The following is a 17799-nucleotide window of genomic DNA, read 5'->3' as shown; positions in this document are numbered from 1 at the left end:
GGCTACTTTGGTGAAGGGATGTTCTGTCCCAGCTTTTTCAACAAGCCAATGAGTTGTTCCTTGTCTTCCAAAGGCATTCCGTTAACCGCTTCGTGAAGAGCCTTCGCATGTCGAGGGAAGATGTCGCCAATAACAGCTTCTCCCTCAGGCGTCAGCTCTGCATAGATGACGCGACGATCCTTCTCGCAAGGTCTTCGCTGCAGGAATCCCTTCTTTACAAGTTTGTCGATTACATAGGTCATCGTGCCGCTGGCAAGCAATATTTTACCGCCGATCTGCTGGATAGGGGTAGCCCCCTTATGGTAGAGCAGTTCCATGACCGCGAATTCGGACGGATTAAGCTCATAATGCTTCATGTCCTGCTGGGCATAGTCCATAAGGGCCTTAGAGGCGCGGGACAATACAATGAATAGCTTTAGCGACTGCTGAATCTCGGGATCAAATGCATCCGTACGAGGGTTGGTCATCTGTCATTCACCACCTTTACGATAAGGAACTTAATGTCTCGAAAAATAATATCTTTAATTCGAGATAACTATATCATGATGATTTTCAACTGTCAACTCATAATTTTCAGTTGTACATGCAAACCTATATTGGGAGAAGACGGAGACTCGTTACAGAGTCGATGTTCGGTGCGGGGAACTTCGAAGGAGGTAGGAGTATATGCCTACAACAGAAGAACAACATAACGGAACTGCACAAGCAGGCATGCCGCAAAATGCAGTATGGTCTTCCAATGGAAGGAGCAATGTTGCCTTCTTAAAAGATTGCTTTCAACAGTGTGAAGATGTGATTTTTTACACCTTCGAATTACAGGGAGGCAAGAAGGCTACCTTATGCTATCTAGACGGGCTGACGGACTCGGCGATGCTGGACGAACATATTATTGAACCGCTGAAGCAGCGTTATCCGGACAAGCCTGACTCCGCTAATGTACTGGTAGAGGATATCCTGCGAACCGTTACAGCTGTGAAGGTGACGCCGACTCACTCGATGGAGGCGGCAATGGAAGCAATATTAGCAGGCTTAACCCTGCTTATTCCTCACCGTTCATCTGCCGGATTTACGATTGATGCGATCAAGTTCGACAAGCGTGGCGTATCAGAGCCATCTGCGGAATCGGTGGTACGCGGCCCAAGGGATGGATTCGTAGAAACGCTGCAAACAAACGCAGCCTTGCTTCGTCGGCGTGTTCGAACACCGCGGTTGAAGATGGAGTCGCTGAAGCGTGGCGAATTGACTCTTACAGAAATCCGGTATGCCTATATAGAAGGCATTGTAGCTCCCCAATTGCTGGCTGAAGTACGGAAGCGTCTGGAAGGCATGTCGTTGCAAAGCGTGCTAGATAGCGGTTATGTGGAAGAATGTTTGGAGGATATGCCAGCATCTCCATTTCCCCAGCTACTTACTACAGAGCGTCCAGATGTAGCTGCCTCCCATTTGCTTGAGGGACGTATCGTCATTCTAGTTGATGGGTCGCCAGTTGCCCTCATTGCGCCAGGATTGTGGGCATCGTTCTTGCAATCTCCTGAGGATTACTATGAGCGCCATCACTTCGGCACCATCATCCGCTGGCTGCGCTACATTTGCCTCGTGATTTCACTAATTGGGCCATCTCTTTATGTTGCAATTATCACCTACCATCAGGAGATGATCCCAACTGCTCTCATATTAACGATGGCTAAAGCCCGCAGCCAAGTTCCATTTCCGGCGCTTGTAGAGGCGCTCTTAATGGAGATTATGTTCGAGGCGCTTCGTGAAGCGGGCGCGCGGCTGCCACAGCAGGTTGGTTCTGCAATCAGCATCGTCGGCGCTCTCGTTATTGGTCAGGCCGCAATAACTGCAGGGCTCGTCTCTGCTCCGATGGTTATGGTTGTCGCGATTACAGGGGTATCCTCATTCTTAGTTCCGCATTACAATTTGGGAATCGCTGTGCGGCTGCTGCGCTTTCCTATGATGATCCTCTCGGGCATGCTGGGCATGTTGGGATTAATGATGGGGATCATATTGCTGATGACACACCTGTTTACATTGCGATCGTTCGGTATCCCTTATATGTCAGGAATTGCACCAATGCGCAAAGAAGAGCTTAAGGATATTTTTCTTCGTGTCCCCGTATGGACGGAGGACACCCAAATGGAGCGTGGTGTATCTGCGCGAATGGAAGTCGGGGATAGCAGAGGCAGAGGGGGTGCCAGTACCTAGAAGGTAGCTTGATAGGCAGAGAATAAGAAGCGGGATACTGCCGTGTAGGTAATCCTATAGGGTTGATCATTCTCATGGAGAATAGAGGTGGAGTATGCGTTTGACTCGAATGATTCGATATATAGCCAGCACAATTCTTCTCTGTCTGCTGGTGCCCCTGCTTGCAAGCTGCTGGGATCGGACTGAAATTGAGCAGCTCTCCATTATTCTTGCTGCCGGATTGGATCAGGACGGGGATGGGGGAATAAAGACGACATTGCAGGTATACGTCCCTAAAGAAGGAGGAGCTTCTTCTTCTTCCAGCGGGGGCAAGGAGGGTGGAAAAGGTGGCTCAACAACTGTATTTTCGGCGAATGGCAAAACACTTGGCGAGGCCGTATTTGAGCTGCAAAATAAGATGCCACGATATATATTTTGGGGACAAACCGAAGTATACGTGATTAGCAAAAAGCTTGCAGAAGAGGGGCTTCTCAAACATTTCGACTTCTTCCTGCGATATCAGAATCCGCGTGAGCATGCCCTTATATTTATTACAGATGGGGAAGCAAGCGATTTCCTTAAGTCAATGCCTCAACTCCATCAGAACGTCGCAGAGATGTTCAAGGATCTTGGCAAGTCGCGTTCTATATGGGATGTTACGCTGCTCGATTATATGAAGATGATGGCCGGAGATTCATCGATGGGGTTTGCTCCGTTTGTGGAATGGAAGACGAGCGAGCTTGGTGTCCGTGTCCCTTCGATAGATAAGCTGTCCGTCTTCAAAAAGGATCATTATGTTGGCGAAATAGGCGGTAAAGATGTGATTGGCGTGATGTGGCTGCGGGGGGAGAAGAAGCGTTTAACGGTCTCTTTATGCAAGGAAGGGGATGGAAAGGACTGTTTGTCGCTTCGGGTTCGCCACAATACGTTGACGTTCGATCCGTATTGGGATGGGAAGCAGTTGACAATGCGGATGAAGCTGGTTGCCTTCATGGATATGACACAAAATAGCACCAAGCTGGACGTATCCGATTCGGATCAAGCACGTCAAGCAGAAACCAAGATAGAAGCGAACATCGAACAGATCATTAAGCAATCCATTTCAATGTCACAAAAGAAGCTGTCCACCGATGTGTTCGATTTCGCAGCGCGCGTACACCGAAAGTACCCATCACAATGGAAAGAGCAGATAGGGCCGAATTGGGATCATATTTATGCCAATATGAAAATTGAAATTCGCGTACATGCTCTGATTGAGCGGCCAGGCAGCATCACAAGCACCATTGAGCAGAAGGCGGGTGTGCATTAATGGGGAACCATTTTCTAGCGGGAATGAGCCTGCTGTTGATTATCAATTTGATCTGGGAATGGAAGATCGGTACTTTTTCCAAGCGGAGTGACAGAGAAAAAAGGCGTTTTTTGTGTTGTGGGGGCTCGCCTGGATCGTTGTCATCTCTATAAGCCAGTTCCCTCCATGGACGTCGCCCCGACAATGGATTGATTTCGTATACAAGCCGCTGTTGTTATGGTTGAAGCATCCAGCATGATCCTGTTAAAAGAAGGAGTTGGAAAGGGTATGGAACGAGGACGAATAACTTGGCCGCAGCTGTGCATGCTGACCTATTTGATGGTGTGCGCCACAGCCGTGCTCGTGATTCCAACGGTAGCTTCCCAAATCGCGGGCCGAGATGCGTGGATGACATCGATCATCGGCTCAGTGGCGGGATTTATCACATTGTTTATTGCTATGTGTCTAAATCGGTACTACCCCGAAATGACGATGGTCGAATACGCACCCCAGCTCATTGGACGCTGGGCCGGTATGATAGTGAACGGAGTATTTCTATTTTTTCTGCTGCATAATGTAGGGCTCATTGTAAGGGAATATGGAGAATTTATCGTTGGATCCCTGCTCATTCGCACCCCTGAGACGGTTATTAATACTGCCCTTATATTTGTATGCGCCGTAGCAATCCGTGGAGGAATCGAAGTCATCGGCAAATTTGCCCTGCTCATTGCTCCGTTGTTTATGATTTTGTTGCTCTCGATCCCGCTATTTCTTCTTCCCGAATTAAGTGCGACTGAGATGTTTCCGATTTTGAACAATGGATGGAGGCTTGTTCTGGAAGGTTCGATTACACCAGCAACTTGGTTTTTGGGATTTTTGCTAATCGGATTTTTCCTTCCTTATGCAATCGGTAACCGCAGCCGTATAAAATGGAGCTTATCACCGCTAATCCTTACGCTGCTTACCATGGTACTTACCAATTTAGTTTGCTTGTTCTTATTTGGCCCGCTGACATCGATGTTTACCTTCCCTGTATTTGTGGCATCTCGCTATATCAGCCTTGCAGGGTTCTTTGAGCATGTGGAAGCGATAGTAGTCGTTCTGTGGGTAATGGGCGGCTTCGTGCAAATTGCCGCCTGGTATTACGTGCTTGTGCTTGGAACCGCTCAGTGGCTGAGGCTAAAGGATTATCGGCCAATCATTTTTCCGATCGGCGTTCTCATCATCGCGATGAGTTTCTGGATTTCCGATAATTTACAGGACATGGTGGATTTGTTTATGACCACAGAACCGTTATTTTCTGCAACTATGCTGCTGCTGTATCCGCTGTTGCTTCTGATCATCGCATGGTGGAAGAGGAGACGAGCCCAACATTGGAAAAGAAGAGATTCAAGCCGCAATTTCGATGAAAAAAGCGATTGAAGTTACATACTTCTAATCATGCCGCTGCAATGTAGAAATAATGTCGCAGCGGATCTACGGCATTGATTCTCTGTACCTCCTTCATAACATTAGACATAAGAAAGGGCGTCCCAATGAGCAATCTGTACAGCCTGCCCATAAGGACGCCCTTGTTGTCGTGTTTTTTCACTACTGCATATTCGTTTGCCGCTTGCGATACATGTTCGGTGACATGCCTTGTGTCTTTTTGAACACTTTACTGAAGTATTTCTCATCCTGGTACCCTACCATTTCGGCTACTTGGGCAATACGAAGGTGAGGGTTGAGCAGAAGGCGAAGCGCCTTGTTCATGCGAATATTCGTCATGTAATCGGACAGGTTGATGCCAAACTGCTGCTTGAATTTGCGGGAAATGTATTCGCGGCTGACATAAAAGCGCTGAGCGATATCCTGCAGCGATACCTCCTCATGATAGTGCTGCTCCACATACTTGGCGATATCATAGATGATATGCTGTGCTTCCTTCTTCTGCTGCAGCAGGAGGCAAGCCAACTGCTTCATCGCTGACAGCCACGATTGCTCCCAGTCCTGCCATGCGAAATGATCCAAGCATTCTGGGCAATGATATGGAATGAACAACTGGTCTTGTGAGTCAACCAGAAGTTTATCGGCTGCGTCAGCATCGGGAGCAGCGGCTTGAGTCATACGTACACGCAGGGCTTCCCATTCCTTTATCCAGCCGACGAGCATATCGGGTGTCAACTGAGGCAGCAGTTTCTGCGCCTGAATGAAGGCGTGGACAGCCTGCCGCAGCTGCTCTTCATGCCCGCTTAACAGGGCGAGCCTCCACTCTTCCTCGAAGGAGGCGAGCCGTATCTGCTTGCCTGTTCCTCCATGTAAGGTAGGAGGGGCATTTCGAGTCAACTCCTCCGCACCAGCGCTATTCTGTACAGTATGGATATGAACTCCGTGTATGAGCAGATTGCGCTGCATCAGCGCGCTCTTGGCCTCAGAATACCCGTCTGTTATTCCTAAGGGCAGGGAGAACGTTTTCGATATCCCGAAGTGCAGTCGATGCTTGTAGGTCTGTTCCAATCCTGCATTCAATTGCTCCAAGAACGATTCCAGTCGTTGCGGGGAGTCCCACATAATGATGACAAGCTCATCGGAAGCGGCTCCATAGCGGAAGGCGGTTCCGCTTGCAGAAGCATACTGCCGCGGTTCATTCGATGCGCAGGCGTGACCGTTCAGCAGCTCATCGGCGATATTGACGAGCGAATAGAATAGAAGCTGTCTGTTGTCGCCGAACCTTCCGCGCAGGCTGGCATGTGTCGCGTTGATCCGCGCAACTGCAAGCCGAGCGCTCGTAATGGCGGCAGGCAGGTGGAGCTCTTGCTGCAGCCTACGTACATTTCCCTCATATACACAAGGATCGTCCAGCAATCCAGACCACAGCTTCTCAGCCAGCATAGGCTTGAATTCATTAGCTTGCATACGCTGCCGCTGGCTTGACTGGCGGTTCTCCTCCTCGCGCTTCCATGCGATTACCGCTTTATGGATGGCAGCATTCACTGTATCTGGGTCGATCGGCTTCAATATATAGTCCATGCCGCCATGCTGCATTGCATGGCGAACGAGTGCGAAATCATCATGTCCGCTGATGGCAATGATTTTGCTCGAAGGAGCATGACGGCTCATCCACTCCATAAGAGCTGTTCCGCTCATGGCGGGCATCATCATATCGGTCATGACTACTTGGGGCTTGTGCTGCTTAATCAATTGGACTGCCTGCTCGCCGTCTGCAGCTTCCATAATCGTATCAATTCCATGCGTATCCCAAGCGACAAGCAACCGGATTGCATCCCGCACATGCTTCTCATCATCTACGATCAGTGCCTTCATGTTCATTCTCACGCTCCAATCCCATCTCTATGACAATGCGAGTACCATGAGGTACCTTTTCCTCCACCTTCATTGTTGAACGGCCATCCGTGAATAGCTGTAGTCGGGCAAGCACATTGACGAGTCCAATACTGGACGAGGAGCCAGCAGCGTTGTCCGATAAGAACTCATCTCGTGATATGGCATGGCTTGTCCGTGTACCCAACAGCTCGGGATGCACCTCTTGAAGCTTTTCGTTCAGCTCAATCCGGCGCATCAAGGTCATGCCTCGCCCGTTATCTTCTACCACAAGCTGCAAATATTGAACCTCTGCTTCGTCTTGCTGTTGTTCCGTTCGCTGCATGCAACTGCAACGGATCGTAAGCTGTCCGCTCGGTACAGAACGGTCTATTCCATGCTTGAAATAATTCTCTACGAGAGGCTGAAGCGTCATCTTCGGCAGATGAATGTCCAGTGTTCGCTCGTCAATGTCGAATACAGCTTGGAACGTATTTTCAAATCGCTGTGCCTGCAACTGCAGATAGGCTTTCACATGATCAATCTCTTCTTGGACAGTTGCCGTACTCTGATCCGTGTACATGCTGTAGCGCATCATTTTGCCCAGTGCGGTAACAAGTTTATAAATATGTGGCGCATTATGCTGCAGCGCCTGTGTGCCAATCGATTGCAGCGCATTATTCATGAAATGCGGGTTAATCTGCGCTTGCAGCGCCTTAAGCTGGTTCGACTTGTTCGCGAGCTCAAGCTGATATTCCCGCAAAATAAGGTTGTTAATCATGTCCATCATATTGCGGAACCGCTTTAAGACGACGCCAATCTCATCATTGCTGACGGGTTGAATATCTACACGCAAGTTCCCGGTCTGTACTTGGTTAATGTAGCGAACGAGCTGACGTACCGGCCTCGTAATGCGGAAAGATACGATAATCGTGGCAATGATAATGACGATAAGGGACAAGGCAATGAGCATTATATTAATGATTGCCGCTTGGTTCGCCCCCTGAAGCAAATACGACTTCGGTATCTTTTTCACGATCGTCCAATTTGTCAGCGGTGTTGAGACGCGCTCATGAATGAAGATGGCCCCATCCTGCTCGAAATGGCCGCTTTCCTGTTTGTTGAATTGATCTCGATCATACCAGCTGTCCTGCAGCTGTTGTCCAATGAGCTGCCGGTCGTCCGCATAAAACACGTGCCCCAAATCATCAAGCAAATAGATGCTTTCCTGCTCCTTGACGTACAACTGATCCACAATTTGAGCAAGTGAATCAAGTTTCACATCAACGGACAGCATTCCTAAGCGTTCATTGGAAGGAATGCGGTAGATCGGCCGATGTAAGGTGAACACCTGGACACTCGGGAAGAAGAACGGTGATGAAGAAAATCCATACGTATGGCTCAAATGCGTAGGCTGCATCTGAATGCCGTCCTTCGTATAGCGGGCTGTATCCTCATGTACCTTTGCATCGTAAATGCGCCGCGGAATGCTTTGAATGACCAGCGATGCTCGCTTCGTTTCGGTACGGTAGAAGTATACCTGCCAGATACCATTCATAGATGATGCGATATTTTGCAGGGTGATATAGGTGTAGGAATCAAACGTATAGTCGTCATATCCTCTGTCCAGTTGGCGATAAAATTCAAAATCGGTATAAATGGTCAAGGAGGCGCGGTTCAAATTATCAATGAAATTGGCTAAGTTCGTTTTCCCTTGGAACATGAGCTGATGGTTCTGCTCAATGGCGCGCTTCTTCAGTGAATCGGTCGTGTAGCTGTACAAAATGATCATTGTAGCGACAGTCGGGACTATGGTCGCAATGAGCATAAATAAGATAAGTTTGGTGCGAATACTGTTCCATTTCATACAATCGCCTCCTCAGATCCACAGTGTAACGCTTACATAAGGAGAGGGTCAATATATTCCACCTTTTCGTTCAAGACCATCTGTGGTAACCGTTTACATTCGCGTGCATACTGAAAGCAACAAGATTTCATAATCTCTATAACTTCTGTTGAAAAGGAGAGATTCGGATGTCGCGCAAACGAGCATCTCAAGCCCTGCAGCAAGTCTTCTTCATCGGACCTGCGGCATTCTTTTTCACCCTTATTATCATCATTCCATTCCTGCTCGGCATGTTCTACTCATTCACGGATTGGAATGGAGTTTCCGGAACTGTGAAATGGGTAGGGCTCGATAATTTCATTCAAATATTTGCGAAGGACTCAGATTTCTTCCCGGCCTTCTGGTTTACAACACGCTTTACAATCGTCGGCATTGTGTTGACGAACCTGTTCGGCTTTGGTCTTGCTTATATTTTGACAAGACAACTGAAGCTGCGCAATATGCTGCGAACCGTATTCTTTATGCCGAATGTAATCGGGGGATTGCTGCTCGGATTCATCTGGCAGTTTATTTTCATTAAGGGATTTGCAGCAGTAGGAGATTTGACGGGAATTGAATTTTTCAACCTGCCTTGGCTTGGTGACGAGACAACAGCATTCTGGGGCATTATTATCGTATTTGTCTGGCAAACTGCCGGATACTTGATGGTTATCTATATTGCAGCGATGATGAATGTGCCCCAAGACGTGCTGGAAGCCGCAGAAATAGATGGGGCAACCCGTGGACAAGTGCTGCGCAACATTATTGTGCCGCTGATTATGCCGGCTGTAACGGTATGTTTATTTTTAGCTATCTCCTGGTCATTCAAGATGTTCGATTTGAACCTGTCCCTGACGAAGGGCGGTCCGTTCAAATCAACCGAATCGGTTGCCCTTAATATTTACTTGGAGGCATTCCAGAATAATCGATACGGTCTCGGTACAGCCAAGGCGCTCGTATTCTTCTTGATTGTCTCCGCCATTACGCTCATCCAAGTGCGCATCACGAAGAGCAAGGAGGTTGAAATGTAATGGGAGCGACTAAATCATATCATGTTCGAACATTGATATTAGAATTTGTGATGGTCATTGTAGGTCTTATCTTTCTTGTCCCGTTCTATTTTTTGCTAGTGAACTCTGTGAAGTCCTTCGGGGATTTGCTGTCTAACGCGGCAAGCTGGCCCGCATCGTTCGAATGGGGGAACTATCAGAAAGCGTGGGAAATAACGAAATTCCCACAGGCGTTTACCAATTCACTGCTCATTACAGTGGTGAGTGTTCTGCTGGTGGGGTTGACCAGCGCGATGGCGGCATATCGGATGGTGCGTCATAATACGCGGTTCAATCGGACCTTGTTCATGCTGTTCGTGGCGGCGATGGTCATCCCATTCCAATCTATTATGATCCCGCTTGTTAAGGTTACAGGCACATTGAATCTGATGGACAGTATGACGGGACTGGTTATATGTTACTTAGGTTTTGGAGCTCCGCTGTCGGTCTTTTTGTTCCATGGATTTATGAAATCAGTTCCGCTTGAAATTGAGGAAGCGGCGGTCGTTGACGGCTGTACGCCCTACGGCGTGTTCTGGAAGGTCGTATTCCCGCTGCTGAAGCCGATGTTCGTAACGGTGGCGATTTTGAACAGTTTATGGATATGGAATGACTATTTGCTTCCTTCGCTGATGTTGCAAAGTGCAAGTCTGCGGACGATTCCGTTGGCGACCTATGCCTTCTTTGGCCAGTTCACAAAACAATGGGACTTGGCGCTTCCTGCGCTAGTGCTCGGCATTACGCCAATCATCATCTTCTTTCTTTCTATGCAGAAATATATTATCGAAGGAATCACAGCAGGCTCGGTAAAGGGATAATCGAATCAAATAGAACTGATCAACGAATTCCACCTGATTGGTCAATACTCTCTCTGTAACCGCTTGCAAGAAAGGGGTTATAATCGAGGTGCAAACAGCAATATGGTGGATGAATGGCTAGTTCCACTAGGTAGCAGTGAGTCAGTTCCATCGTATGATTTGCGAAAAATGTGGAAATGGTACACGAAGAAGATAGGATCAGGGATCGAACAGAATGAAGAGCGTACACAGACAAAGGGAGGTCTTTGCAATGAAGCGAGTCGCGAAATGGTCTTTGTTAATGCTGTTGGCGGTATCTGTTATGCTGGCGGGCTGTGGTTCAAAGAGCAATGAAGGTGCATCTGGCTCCGGTAACGATAAAGGAACCGGCAGTCAAGAAGTAAAGACCGTTAAAATTTTTCAGTTCAAAGTCGAAATTGCTGAAGCGCTAAACCGATTGAAGGGCGAGTTCGAGAAGACTTATCCGAATATTAAGCTGGATATCCAGACAGTCGGCGGCGGTGCTGATTATGGCGCTGCATTGAAGGCGAAGTTCGCTGGCAACGATGCGCCGGACATTTTCAATAATGGCGGCTATCAAGAAATGATCACATGGGCGGATCATTTGGAAGACTTGTCTGGCGAGCCATGGGTGAAGGATGTAATCCCTCTTGCCAAGGAGCCAATGACGAAGGATGGCAAGCTGTACGGCATGCCGATGAACTTGGAAGGCTATGGCTTCATTTACAATAAGGATTTGTTTCAGAAGGCAGGCATTACCGAAATACCAAAAACGCTGACCCAGCTTGAGGATGCAGCGAAGAAGCTTCAGGCAGCAGGCATTACTCCATTCGCTGACGGTTATCAGGAATGGTGGATCCTCGGTATTCACAACTTGAACGTGGCGTTTGCACAGCAAGCGGATCCAAATGCATTCATTAAGGCACTCACTGATGGCAGCGCGAAGTTCCAAGGAAATTCGGAATTCGAGAAATGGGTGAAGATGCTCGATCTGACGGTGAAATACGGCAATAAGAACCCACTGACAACGGACTATAATACTCAAGTAACTCTGTTTGCCAAGGGCGAGGCTGCTATGATGCAACAAGGCAACTGGACACAGGTGCAAATTGACAGTATTGATCCGAAATTGAATCTTGGCGTGCTTCCGATGCCAATAGATGATGATGCGGTGAAAAATGATAAGCTTCTCGTTGGCGTGCCGAACAACTGGGTTGTGAACAAGAACTCCAAGGTGAAGGAAGAAGCGAAGACATTCCTGAACTGGATGGTATCCTCCGATATCGGCAAGGAATACATTGCGAAGCAGTTCAAGTTCATCCCGGCGATGACAACGATTCAAGCGACAGCGGAAGATCTTGGCGACATTGCTGCAGAAGTAGTGAAGTACAGCCAAGACAATAAAGTGCTAAGCTGGAACTGGTTCAAGTACCCAGATGGCGCAACGCAAGAATTCGGCAATGCGATTCAAGCCTACATGGCTGGCAAGTCGGATAAGGATAAAATGTTCGCTGACTTCCAGAAGGCATGGGATAATTTGAAAAAGTAAGTTGCATGGGCGGTCTCTACGAAGGTAGAGGCCGCTTTGTTGTCGTTTTAGGAACCAGCTTTGCGGAGAATATCTATAAGGACTTTTACATCATTGGAATTGCAGTATAGCTCATTGTACCTCGCAATGATTATAAATTATAGCACTGGGGAGAGTCGCTTATGAATATTTATCCGCTCGAGCCACTTATTGATGCCTTCCGTTTATATGCTGCTCAATATTTATGGGAGCTGGAGGAGTGGAAGTTCGCTTATCTAGCAATGGGGCTGTTGGACGGTGGAGTTAAGTTTTTGAATTTGTCACATATACATAGAATTGAGCAATTTATCATAATACGTTCTTGGTGGGATACGGTGGATGGGCTGGCGACCTGTACAGTAGGAGGGCTGATGAAGCGATACCCTGAGGCTTGGGAGGAATATGCGAATCGGTGGATCCATGCGGATCAGATGTGGCTGAACCGTACGGGGATTCTTTGAATTTTGAAGACATATCTTACACCCATAGCATCCTTCTTATAAAAAAGTATTGACGAGTTCCGTCCCCATTTTTATAATACCAATAAAACAAGTTGGAATTATGAGAATAAATAGACGAAGGGGTTGTCATGATGAAAGAACAGAACTGGATCACTCTGCAGGACTGGAATGTCTATGCGAGCTGGGGGGCTGCACTGCTGCTTGTGATCTTGCTATGGTGGTTGGCGAAGAAGAAGGTTGGTTTCGGACTTCGCGTACTGCTCGCTATGGCGCTTGGTTTAACTCTTGGTGCCGTATTTGGCAAGGCTGCTGCAGATGTCAGTATTCTCGGATCGATCTATGTCAGCTTGATTAAGATGGTTGTCATGCCGCTCGTCTTTGCAGCAATTATATCGAGTATTACTTCCGTGAAGGATCCAAATGTTTTGAAGAAGCTTGGAACGAAGACGATCGCGCTGTTCTTGATTACGACTGCGATTGCGGCTGTTATCGGCCTGGGAACTGCTGTGGTCATTGATCCTGGCTCCGGTATCGCCCAGAGCTCAGAAGCGGCGCAGGGCTTCGAGCAGCGTGAAATTCCAACCTTCAAGCAAGTGCTGCTTGATCTTGTGCCTTCTAATCCGATCAATGAGATGGCACAGGGCAAGGTTGTGCCGGTGATTATATTTGCAGCTTTTATTGCAGTGGCGATTACACTGGAGGGATTGCGCAATCCAGAGAAGGTGCAGCCGATTCGCGCCTTCTTCCAGTCCTTCTCTCATGTGATGTTCCGTGTAACGAAGCTGGTTATTAAGTTAACGCCGTACGGTGTGTTTGGATTAATGACGTCGATGGCAGCCAAGTACGGGCTGTCTACACTGAAGGAGCTTGCTTGGTTCATTATTGCCGTCTATGCAGCGTGCTTGATTCATATGATTGTAACCTTTGGCTCGCTTGTCGCCTTCGGTGCGCGTGTGAATCCGATTCGTTTCTTCAAGAAGGCATATCCAACGATTGCGGTTGCCTTTACGACACGAAGCAGCTATGCAACACTGCCCGTGAATTTGGAAGTGATCACGAAGCGGATGAAGGTATCGGATCGAATTGCAAGCTTTGTTGCCCCGCTGGGCGCAACGATTAATATGAATGGATGCGGCGGAATTTATCCAGCGATTGTCGCTGTCTTCATTGCAAGAGTGTATGGCATTGATCTCAATATTGCTGATTATTTGCTCATCGTTGGAGCGGCAACACTAGCATCTGTTGGTGTGGCGGGTGTTCCAGGGCCGGCGTCCATTTCAACGACAGTCGTCCTCGTTCAGGCAGGTTTGCCTATCGAAGGATTTGGACTTGTTCTTGGGATCGATGCAATCGTGGATATGGCGCGTACAGCAGTCAATGCCACAGGAACGACTGTTGCCTCCCTGCTTATCGGTAAAAGTGAAGGCGAGTTCGATCGAGAAGCCTTCAATCGGGATGAAGATGCTGATATTGAAGTAGGGCAAGAAGTGAAGCATAAGTCCAGTACCGTAACCGTATAGGAATTAAGGATTCGGGCGTCAGCAAGCATACAGCTAGCAGGCGCCCGTTGCCTATCGTGGGTTAGACGGGGGTTGCTCTGGTACGGTCTCTACTATTCGCAATAGGCAATCTATTGCGATATAATAGACTCTCAATCTACTAGTCATAGATTGGGAGAGGGGAAATACCAATGAGTCAACACAACATGGCTGCAAAGTGTCTCGTATTTGCACTTGGGACAGCGATTCTGCTCAGTGGATGCCAGAGCGCAGACCCGAAGAGCGGAGACGAGACAGCAGTAACATCTGGACAAGAACAAGTCGACCCGGCATTAACATCGCCGCCGGATAATAATAAGCAGGGAGAAGCAAATGGTGAGGGCCAAGGTGAAGCAGGCTCTGCCAGCACAGATGACGCAGCATCAGTTGCAGCCAAGCTGAAATCGGAATATAGACTTAGTTCTACGATTGAACAGCAGGGCGACAAGGCTGTTGTTACCAATCCAGAGTCTATTCTGGTTGTAGTCAATAAGGAGCGCTACTTGCCTGATGGCTATGAGCCGCCGGATCTTGTAGAGCCGAATGTGAAGTTCTCCTTCGAGGAAGCGCATGAGAAGCGTCATTTGCGCAAGGAGGCAGCAGAGGCGCTTGAGGAGATGTTTAAGCAGGCCAAGGATGAAGGCATTACACTGCATGCGGTATCGGGCTATCGTTCCTTCAAGCGTCAGCAATCCTTGTTCAATCACTATGTGGATACGCAAGGCAAGGAATATGCCGCTCGCGTGAGTGCAGTTCCTGGAACGAGTGAGCATCAGACGGGACTTACGATGGACTTGTCGAGTCCAAGTGTAGGCGATGTACTGGAAGAGGTATTTGGTGATTCGAAAGAAGGCAAGTGGGTAGCTGAGCACGCTCATGAATCCGGATTTATTATTCGATATCCGAAGGATGGAGAGAGCATTACCGGTTATGTGTACGAGCCATGGCATGTCCGCTATGTCGGCAAAGAAGCAGCCAAAGCCATCTATGACGGCAAGCTAACGTTGGAGCAACTATTGCAATAATTTAAAATCATAACCATTTTATAAAGAGAGGCGGAGCTTGATTCAAGCTCCGCCTCTTTTTGCGATCCATCTGTCAACGATTGGCTTACTACGAGGAAGCGTTCGATTGCTCGTCGCGCTTCTCAGCGGCAAACCCTTCGATGCTGTGGCGACGGCGTTCATTCTTGGCTTGCAAAGCATGACGCTCATTCGCGCTAATCTCTTCAGCATGCTCTGTCAAATACTGCTCGGTTTTATGCAGCTTGCTTGATGTGTTGTCAATGGCATTCTGCAGACGAGCTGCATTGTTAGAGCGATCATCGGGCTTGGCCATGTTCGTGGTCCTCCTTCGTCATGACAGTTATCGTATGGACGCCGATGAATATGGCAGGCCACGTTCTCCGGCGTCATCGTTACGATGCGCAAATAGAGCCGGTTTTATCCAAGCTCCATTTTGACCTACAGTGAACTGACATGATGAGCCGCTGAGAGTTTACTATTGGGCATCCTCCCAAGGCAAGCCCCGCTGAATCGTGTTCGCCCAATCCTCATGATTGTACGATAATATTTCTTTGCGCAGCTCCAGCATTTTTCGATCCAGCTCATCGACTGCTCTTGCAGCTTCGGTTAACTCTTCCGTTACATGAGCCGGAACCTGCTGTTCGAATTTGTAGTAAATAATGTGTTCAAGACTTGCCCAGAAGTCCATGGCGAGCGTACGAAGCTGAATTTCAACGTAGATCCAGCGTGTATCCTCGAATAATACAAGCGGCACTTGAACGATGACATGGAGACTCTGGTATCCGTTGCTCTTCGGATTTTTAATATAATCCTTAATCTCCACGATGCGAATATCGTCACGCGTCTTCAGATGCTCGAGAATGAGATAAATATCCTTAACGAAGGCACAGACGATACGCATGCCTGCTACGTCATATATTTTATCCACGATGGAGTCCAATGTAAGCGGGTATCCTTTGCGCTGCAGCTTGCTGAAGATGCTGTTCGGCTCCTTCAGACGTGTCTTAATATGTTCGATTGGCGGATAGCCATTGCGTATTTTCCATTCGGCTTGAATAACCTTAATCTTGGTCTCCAATTCTTCCAATGCGAGCTGATATAAGGTAGGCAGCTGCTTTACCTGTTCATATTGCTTCATAATCATATCGGTTTTGGACATGAAATATCCCCTCAATATAGCACGGTATCGTAATCTGCTATTCGTAGATTTTTTTAATGCAATTCATAATTAAAAACATTTCAACTCAATAGCGTTGCATTAAATTTCAGACCTAATTACAAATTCTAAATTGTACTAAAAATGTTAAATTATCGACGTCCATTCAAAGAAAAAATCTCCATAATTAGGGGAGCAGGTAGTCCTGTCCAAATCCCTAATCATAGGAGATCGTACATGGACAAGGATACACTACTTTCATCATTTGGTAAATGGGTCGCACCACTAAATGCACAAATCATTTCAGATTGGACGGATAAAACCGGCGAAGATAAGTACGTTAAAAAGCTGCATTCACTGGCCTATCTCTTGATCTTTATGGATGCACAGCTGCAGCAGCGAGACTGTTTACGAACTATCGTTACTGAATTGCAGTGTAACGAAGCGTTCCAGAAAGAACTTGGAATTACGTCCATAAGCACCTCACAGCTATCAAGGAAAAACAACAAGCTTTCCAGTGAGGTTTTGCAAAGCATATTTGCGGATCTGGTCTTGAAAATCAGCGAGCACAGCCGTCCTGCTTCAGGGCGAATCGGCACAGTAAAATTGCTAGATTCCACGACGATGAGCCTATGTTTAAGTAAATACAAATGGGCAACGTACCGAAAAACAAAATCCGGTGTCAAACTTCATTTGCGAGTAACCTTTTGCGATCCGGACACGGTTTATCCAGAAAAGGCAGTGCTTACACCTGCGAAGCCTGCGGATCGTACTCAAATGGATGCTCTTATTGATGAAACCGGAGCCACCTATGTGTTCGATCGCGGCTATGTCGATTACAAGAAGTATGATCATTACTGCAGGGAAGGCATTTTTTTCGTAACTCGTTTGAAGAACAACGCGGTCGTGGAGACGCTCTCCGAATTTCCAGTAGCCGAAAACTCCTTGATCCATCGGGATCAAATGGTTCGAATCGGTAAAGGAAAGAAACAGATGGAAGAGGCATTGCGACTTGTAGAAACGACCGATTTAAAGGGTAAGCTGATCCGCATCATTAGCAATCGCTTTGATTTAACAGCAGAAGAGATCAGTGAGCTGTATCGCAATCGTTGGAAGATAGAAACATTCTTCCGTTGGGTTAAACAGCATCTGAAGCTGACGCGTTTCTATGGAGAGCAAGAGAACGCGGTATGGAATCAGATCCTCATTTGTTTGATCGCATATAGCCTTCAGCTCTTGATGAAAATGGAGCTTGGTACAACGAAGAGCTTATTAGATCTACATCGACTACTTATCTCAATGCTGTATCAGCCCTGGGAAACGTTCAGAGAAGCTGTTTTTCGGAAGCCTGCTCGCACTTCCAAAGGTCGGCAGAAAGTCGTAAAGACCTAAGATTCAGGAAAATAGTTCCTTGAAATGATAGATATTACCAAATGGGCGCGGCTACTTGCTTTCATAGAACCCTTAACTTTTTGGCTTATATGAAAGCAAGAAAACTGTAAATTATTTTATCTGCAACAATATC

At 47.5% G+C, this 17799-nt stretch carries 15 protein-coding genes; 10 read left to right on the top strand and 5 right to left on the bottom strand.

Annotation, left to right across the window (positions count from 1 at the left end; all coding sequences use genetic code 11):
* Positions 1-2: 2 nt before the first annotated feature.
* A complete protein-coding gene (locus tag PAV_RS03275) occupies positions 3-467 on the bottom strand; it encodes a MarR family winged helix-turn-helix transcriptional regulator (protein WP_005543511.1) in 465 nt (154 codons plus the stop codon).
* 199 nt (positions 468-666) lie between these two features.
* Here PAV_RS03275 and PAV_RS03270 point away from each other — a divergent pair, with 199 nt between their 5' ends.
* The 3 genes from PAV_RS03270 (at position 667) to PAV_RS03260 (ending at position 4897) form a co-directional block, all read left to right on the top strand.
* On the top strand, positions 667-2208 hold the full coding sequence (locus PAV_RS03270) for a spore germination protein (protein WP_005543508.1): 1542 nt from the start codon (positions 667-669) through the stop codon (positions 2206-2208).
* Positions 2209-2302: 94 nt separating this feature from the next.
* On the top strand, positions 2303-3496 hold the full coding sequence (locus PAV_RS03265) for a Ger(x)C family spore germination protein (RefSeq protein ID WP_005543507.1): 1194 nt from the start codon (positions 2303-2305) through the stop codon (positions 3494-3496).
* A 267-nt stretch (positions 3497-3763) separates the two neighbouring features.
* Entirely contained in the window at positions 3764-4897 is a 1134-nt protein-coding gene (locus tag PAV_RS03260; RefSeq protein WP_005543505.1) for a GerAB/ArcD/ProY family transporter, read from the top strand.
* A gap of 168 nt (positions 4898-5065) precedes the next feature.
* On the opposite strand, the gene PAV_RS03255 is transcribed toward PAV_RS03260, so the two are convergent.
* The gene (locus PAV_RS03255) at positions 5066-6784 is read right to left on the bottom strand and encodes a response regulator (RefSeq protein WP_005543503.1); all 1719 of its coding nucleotides are present in this window, start codon (positions 6782-6784) and stop codon (positions 5066-5068) included.
* Positions 6756-8642, bottom strand: coding sequence for a cache domain-containing sensor histidine kinase (locus PAV_RS03250; RefSeq protein ID WP_005543501.1), 1887 nt, complete (start codon positions 8640-8642; stop codon positions 6756-6758). The genes PAV_RS03255 and PAV_RS03250 overlap by 29 nt, the downstream gene beginning before the upstream one ends.
* A 167-nt stretch (positions 8643-8809) precedes the next feature.
* Between PAV_RS03250 and PAV_RS03245 the strand changes: the two genes are divergently transcribed.
* The 6 genes from PAV_RS03245 (at position 8810) to PAV_RS35205 (ending at position 15118) form a co-directional block, all read left to right on the top strand.
* The gene (locus PAV_RS03245; RefSeq protein ID WP_005543499.1) at positions 8810-9691 is read left to right on the top strand and encodes a carbohydrate ABC transporter permease; all 882 of its coding nucleotides are present in this window, start codon (positions 8810-8812) and stop codon (positions 9689-9691) included.
* Positions 9691-10527, top strand: a complete 837-nt coding sequence (locus PAV_RS03240) for a carbohydrate ABC transporter permease (RefSeq protein WP_005543497.1) — start codon at positions 9691-9693, stop codon at positions 10525-10527. Before PAV_RS03245 ends, PAV_RS03240 begins: the two co-directional genes overlap by 1 nt.
* Before the next feature lie 250 nt (positions 10528-10777).
* Positions 10778-12076 (top strand): ABC transporter substrate-binding protein, encoded by a 1299-nt coding sequence (locus PAV_RS03235; protein WP_005543495.1) that lies wholly within the window; start codon positions 10778-10780, stop codon positions 12074-12076.
* Positions 12077-12237: 161 nt separating this feature from the next.
* Positions 12238-12555 (top strand): DNA alkylation repair protein, encoded by a 318-nt coding sequence (locus tag PAV_RS03230; RefSeq protein ID WP_005543493.1) that lies wholly within the window; start codon positions 12238-12240, stop codon positions 12553-12555.
* Between the two features lie 131 nt (positions 12556-12686).
* Positions 12687-14075 carry a dicarboxylate/amino acid:cation symporter gene (locus tag PAV_RS03225; RefSeq protein WP_040734905.1) on the top strand — a complete coding sequence of 463 codons (1389 nt, stop codon included), beginning with the start codon at positions 12687-12689 and terminating at the stop codon, positions 14073-14075.
* A 170-nt stretch (positions 14076-14245) separates the two neighbouring features.
* Positions 14246-15118: a M15 family metallopeptidase gene (locus tag PAV_RS35205; protein ID WP_005543489.1), complete on the top strand. Its 873-nt coding sequence runs from the start codon at positions 14246-14248 to the stop codon at positions 15116-15118.
* A gap of 88 nt (positions 15119-15206) precedes the next feature.
* Here PAV_RS35205 and tlp read toward each other — a convergent pair whose 3' ends face one another.
* Both tlp and PAV_RS03210 read right to left on the bottom strand, forming a co-directional pair.
* Positions 15207-15431, bottom strand: coding sequence for a small acid-soluble spore protein Tlp (gene tlp / locus PAV_RS03215; protein WP_005543486.1), 225 nt, complete (start codon positions 15429-15431; stop codon positions 15207-15209).
* 162 nt (positions 15432-15593) lie between these two features.
* Positions 15594-16277, bottom strand: coding sequence for a GTP pyrophosphokinase (locus PAV_RS03210; RefSeq protein ID WP_005543484.1), 684 nt, complete (start codon positions 16275-16277; stop codon positions 15594-15596).
* Between the two features lie 234 nt (positions 16278-16511).
* Here PAV_RS03210 and PAV_RS03205 point away from each other — a divergent pair, with 234 nt between their 5' ends.
* Positions 16512-17666: an IS4 family transposase gene (locus tag PAV_RS03205; RefSeq protein WP_005543483.1), complete on the top strand. Its 1155-nt coding sequence runs from the start codon at positions 16512-16514 to the stop codon at positions 17664-17666.
* Positions 17667-17799: the final 133 nt, after the last annotated feature.

Origin of the sequence: Paenibacillus alvei DSM 29 (assembly GCF_000293805.1) — a bacterium.
In the GTDB taxonomy this organism is placed as follows: domain Bacteria; phylum Bacillota; class Bacilli; order Paenibacillales; family Paenibacillaceae; genus Paenibacillus_B; species Paenibacillus_B alvei.
Note: the sequence above shows the minus strand (reverse complement) of the source record. Positions and strands in the feature narration are given on the sequence as shown.

What these genes read in the sequence shown, in the direction of transcription:
- PAV_RS03235 (WP_005543495.1), top strand. Translation starts at nt 10,778, where the DNA reads ATGAAGCGAGTCGCGAAATGGTCTTTGTTAATGCTGTTGGCGGTATCT.
- PAV_RS03230 (WP_005543493.1), top strand. Translation starts at nt 12,238, where the DNA reads ATGAATATTTATCCGCTCGAGCCACTTATTGATGCCTTCCGTTTATAT.
- PAV_RS35205 (WP_005543489.1), top strand. Translation starts at nt 14,246, where the DNA reads ATGAGTCAACACAACATGGCTGCAAAGTGTCTCGTATTTGCACTTGGG.
- PAV_RS03205 (WP_005543483.1), top strand. Translation starts at nt 16,512, where the DNA reads ATGGACAAGGATACACTACTTTCATCATTTGGTAAATGGGTCGCACCA.
- PAV_RS03240 (WP_005543497.1), top strand. Translation starts at nt 9,691, where the DNA reads ATGGGAGCGACTAAATCATATCATGTTCGAACATTGATATTAGAATTT.
- PAV_RS03245 (WP_005543499.1), top strand. Translation starts at nt 8,810, where the DNA reads ATGTCGCGCAAACGAGCATCTCAAGCCCTGCAGCAAGTCTTCTTCATC.
- PAV_RS03270 (WP_005543508.1), top strand. Translation starts at nt 667, where the DNA reads ATGCCTACAACAGAAGAACAACATAACGGAACTGCACAAGCAGGCATG.
- tlp (WP_005543486.1), bottom strand. Translation starts at nt 15,431, where the DNA reads ATGGCCAAGCCCGATGATCGCTCTAACAATGCAGCTCGTCTGCAGAAT.
- PAV_RS03255 (WP_005543503.1), bottom strand. Translation starts at nt 6,784, where the DNA reads ATGAACATGAAGGCACTGATCGTAGATGATGAGAAGCATGTGCGGGAT.
- PAV_RS03250 (WP_005543501.1), bottom strand. Translation starts at nt 8,642, where the DNA reads ATGAAATGGAACAGTATTCGCACCAAACTTATCTTATTTATGCTCATT.
- PAV_RS03275 (WP_005543511.1), bottom strand. Translation starts at nt 467, where the DNA reads ATGACCAACCCTCGTACGGATGCATTTGATCCCGAGATTCAGCAGTCG.
- PAV_RS03210 (WP_005543484.1), bottom strand. Translation starts at nt 16,277, where the DNA reads ATGTCCAAAACCGATATGATTATGAAGCAATATGAACAGGTAAAGCAG.
- PAV_RS03265 (WP_005543507.1), top strand. Translation starts at nt 2,303, where the DNA reads ATGCGTTTGACTCGAATGATTCGATATATAGCCAGCACAATTCTTCTC.
- PAV_RS03225 (WP_040734905.1), top strand. Translation starts at nt 12,687, where the DNA reads ATGAAAGAACAGAACTGGATCACTCTGCAGGACTGGAATGTCTATGCG.
- PAV_RS03260 (WP_005543505.1), top strand. Translation starts at nt 3,764, where the DNA reads ATGGAACGAGGACGAATAACTTGGCCGCAGCTGTGCATGCTGACCTAT.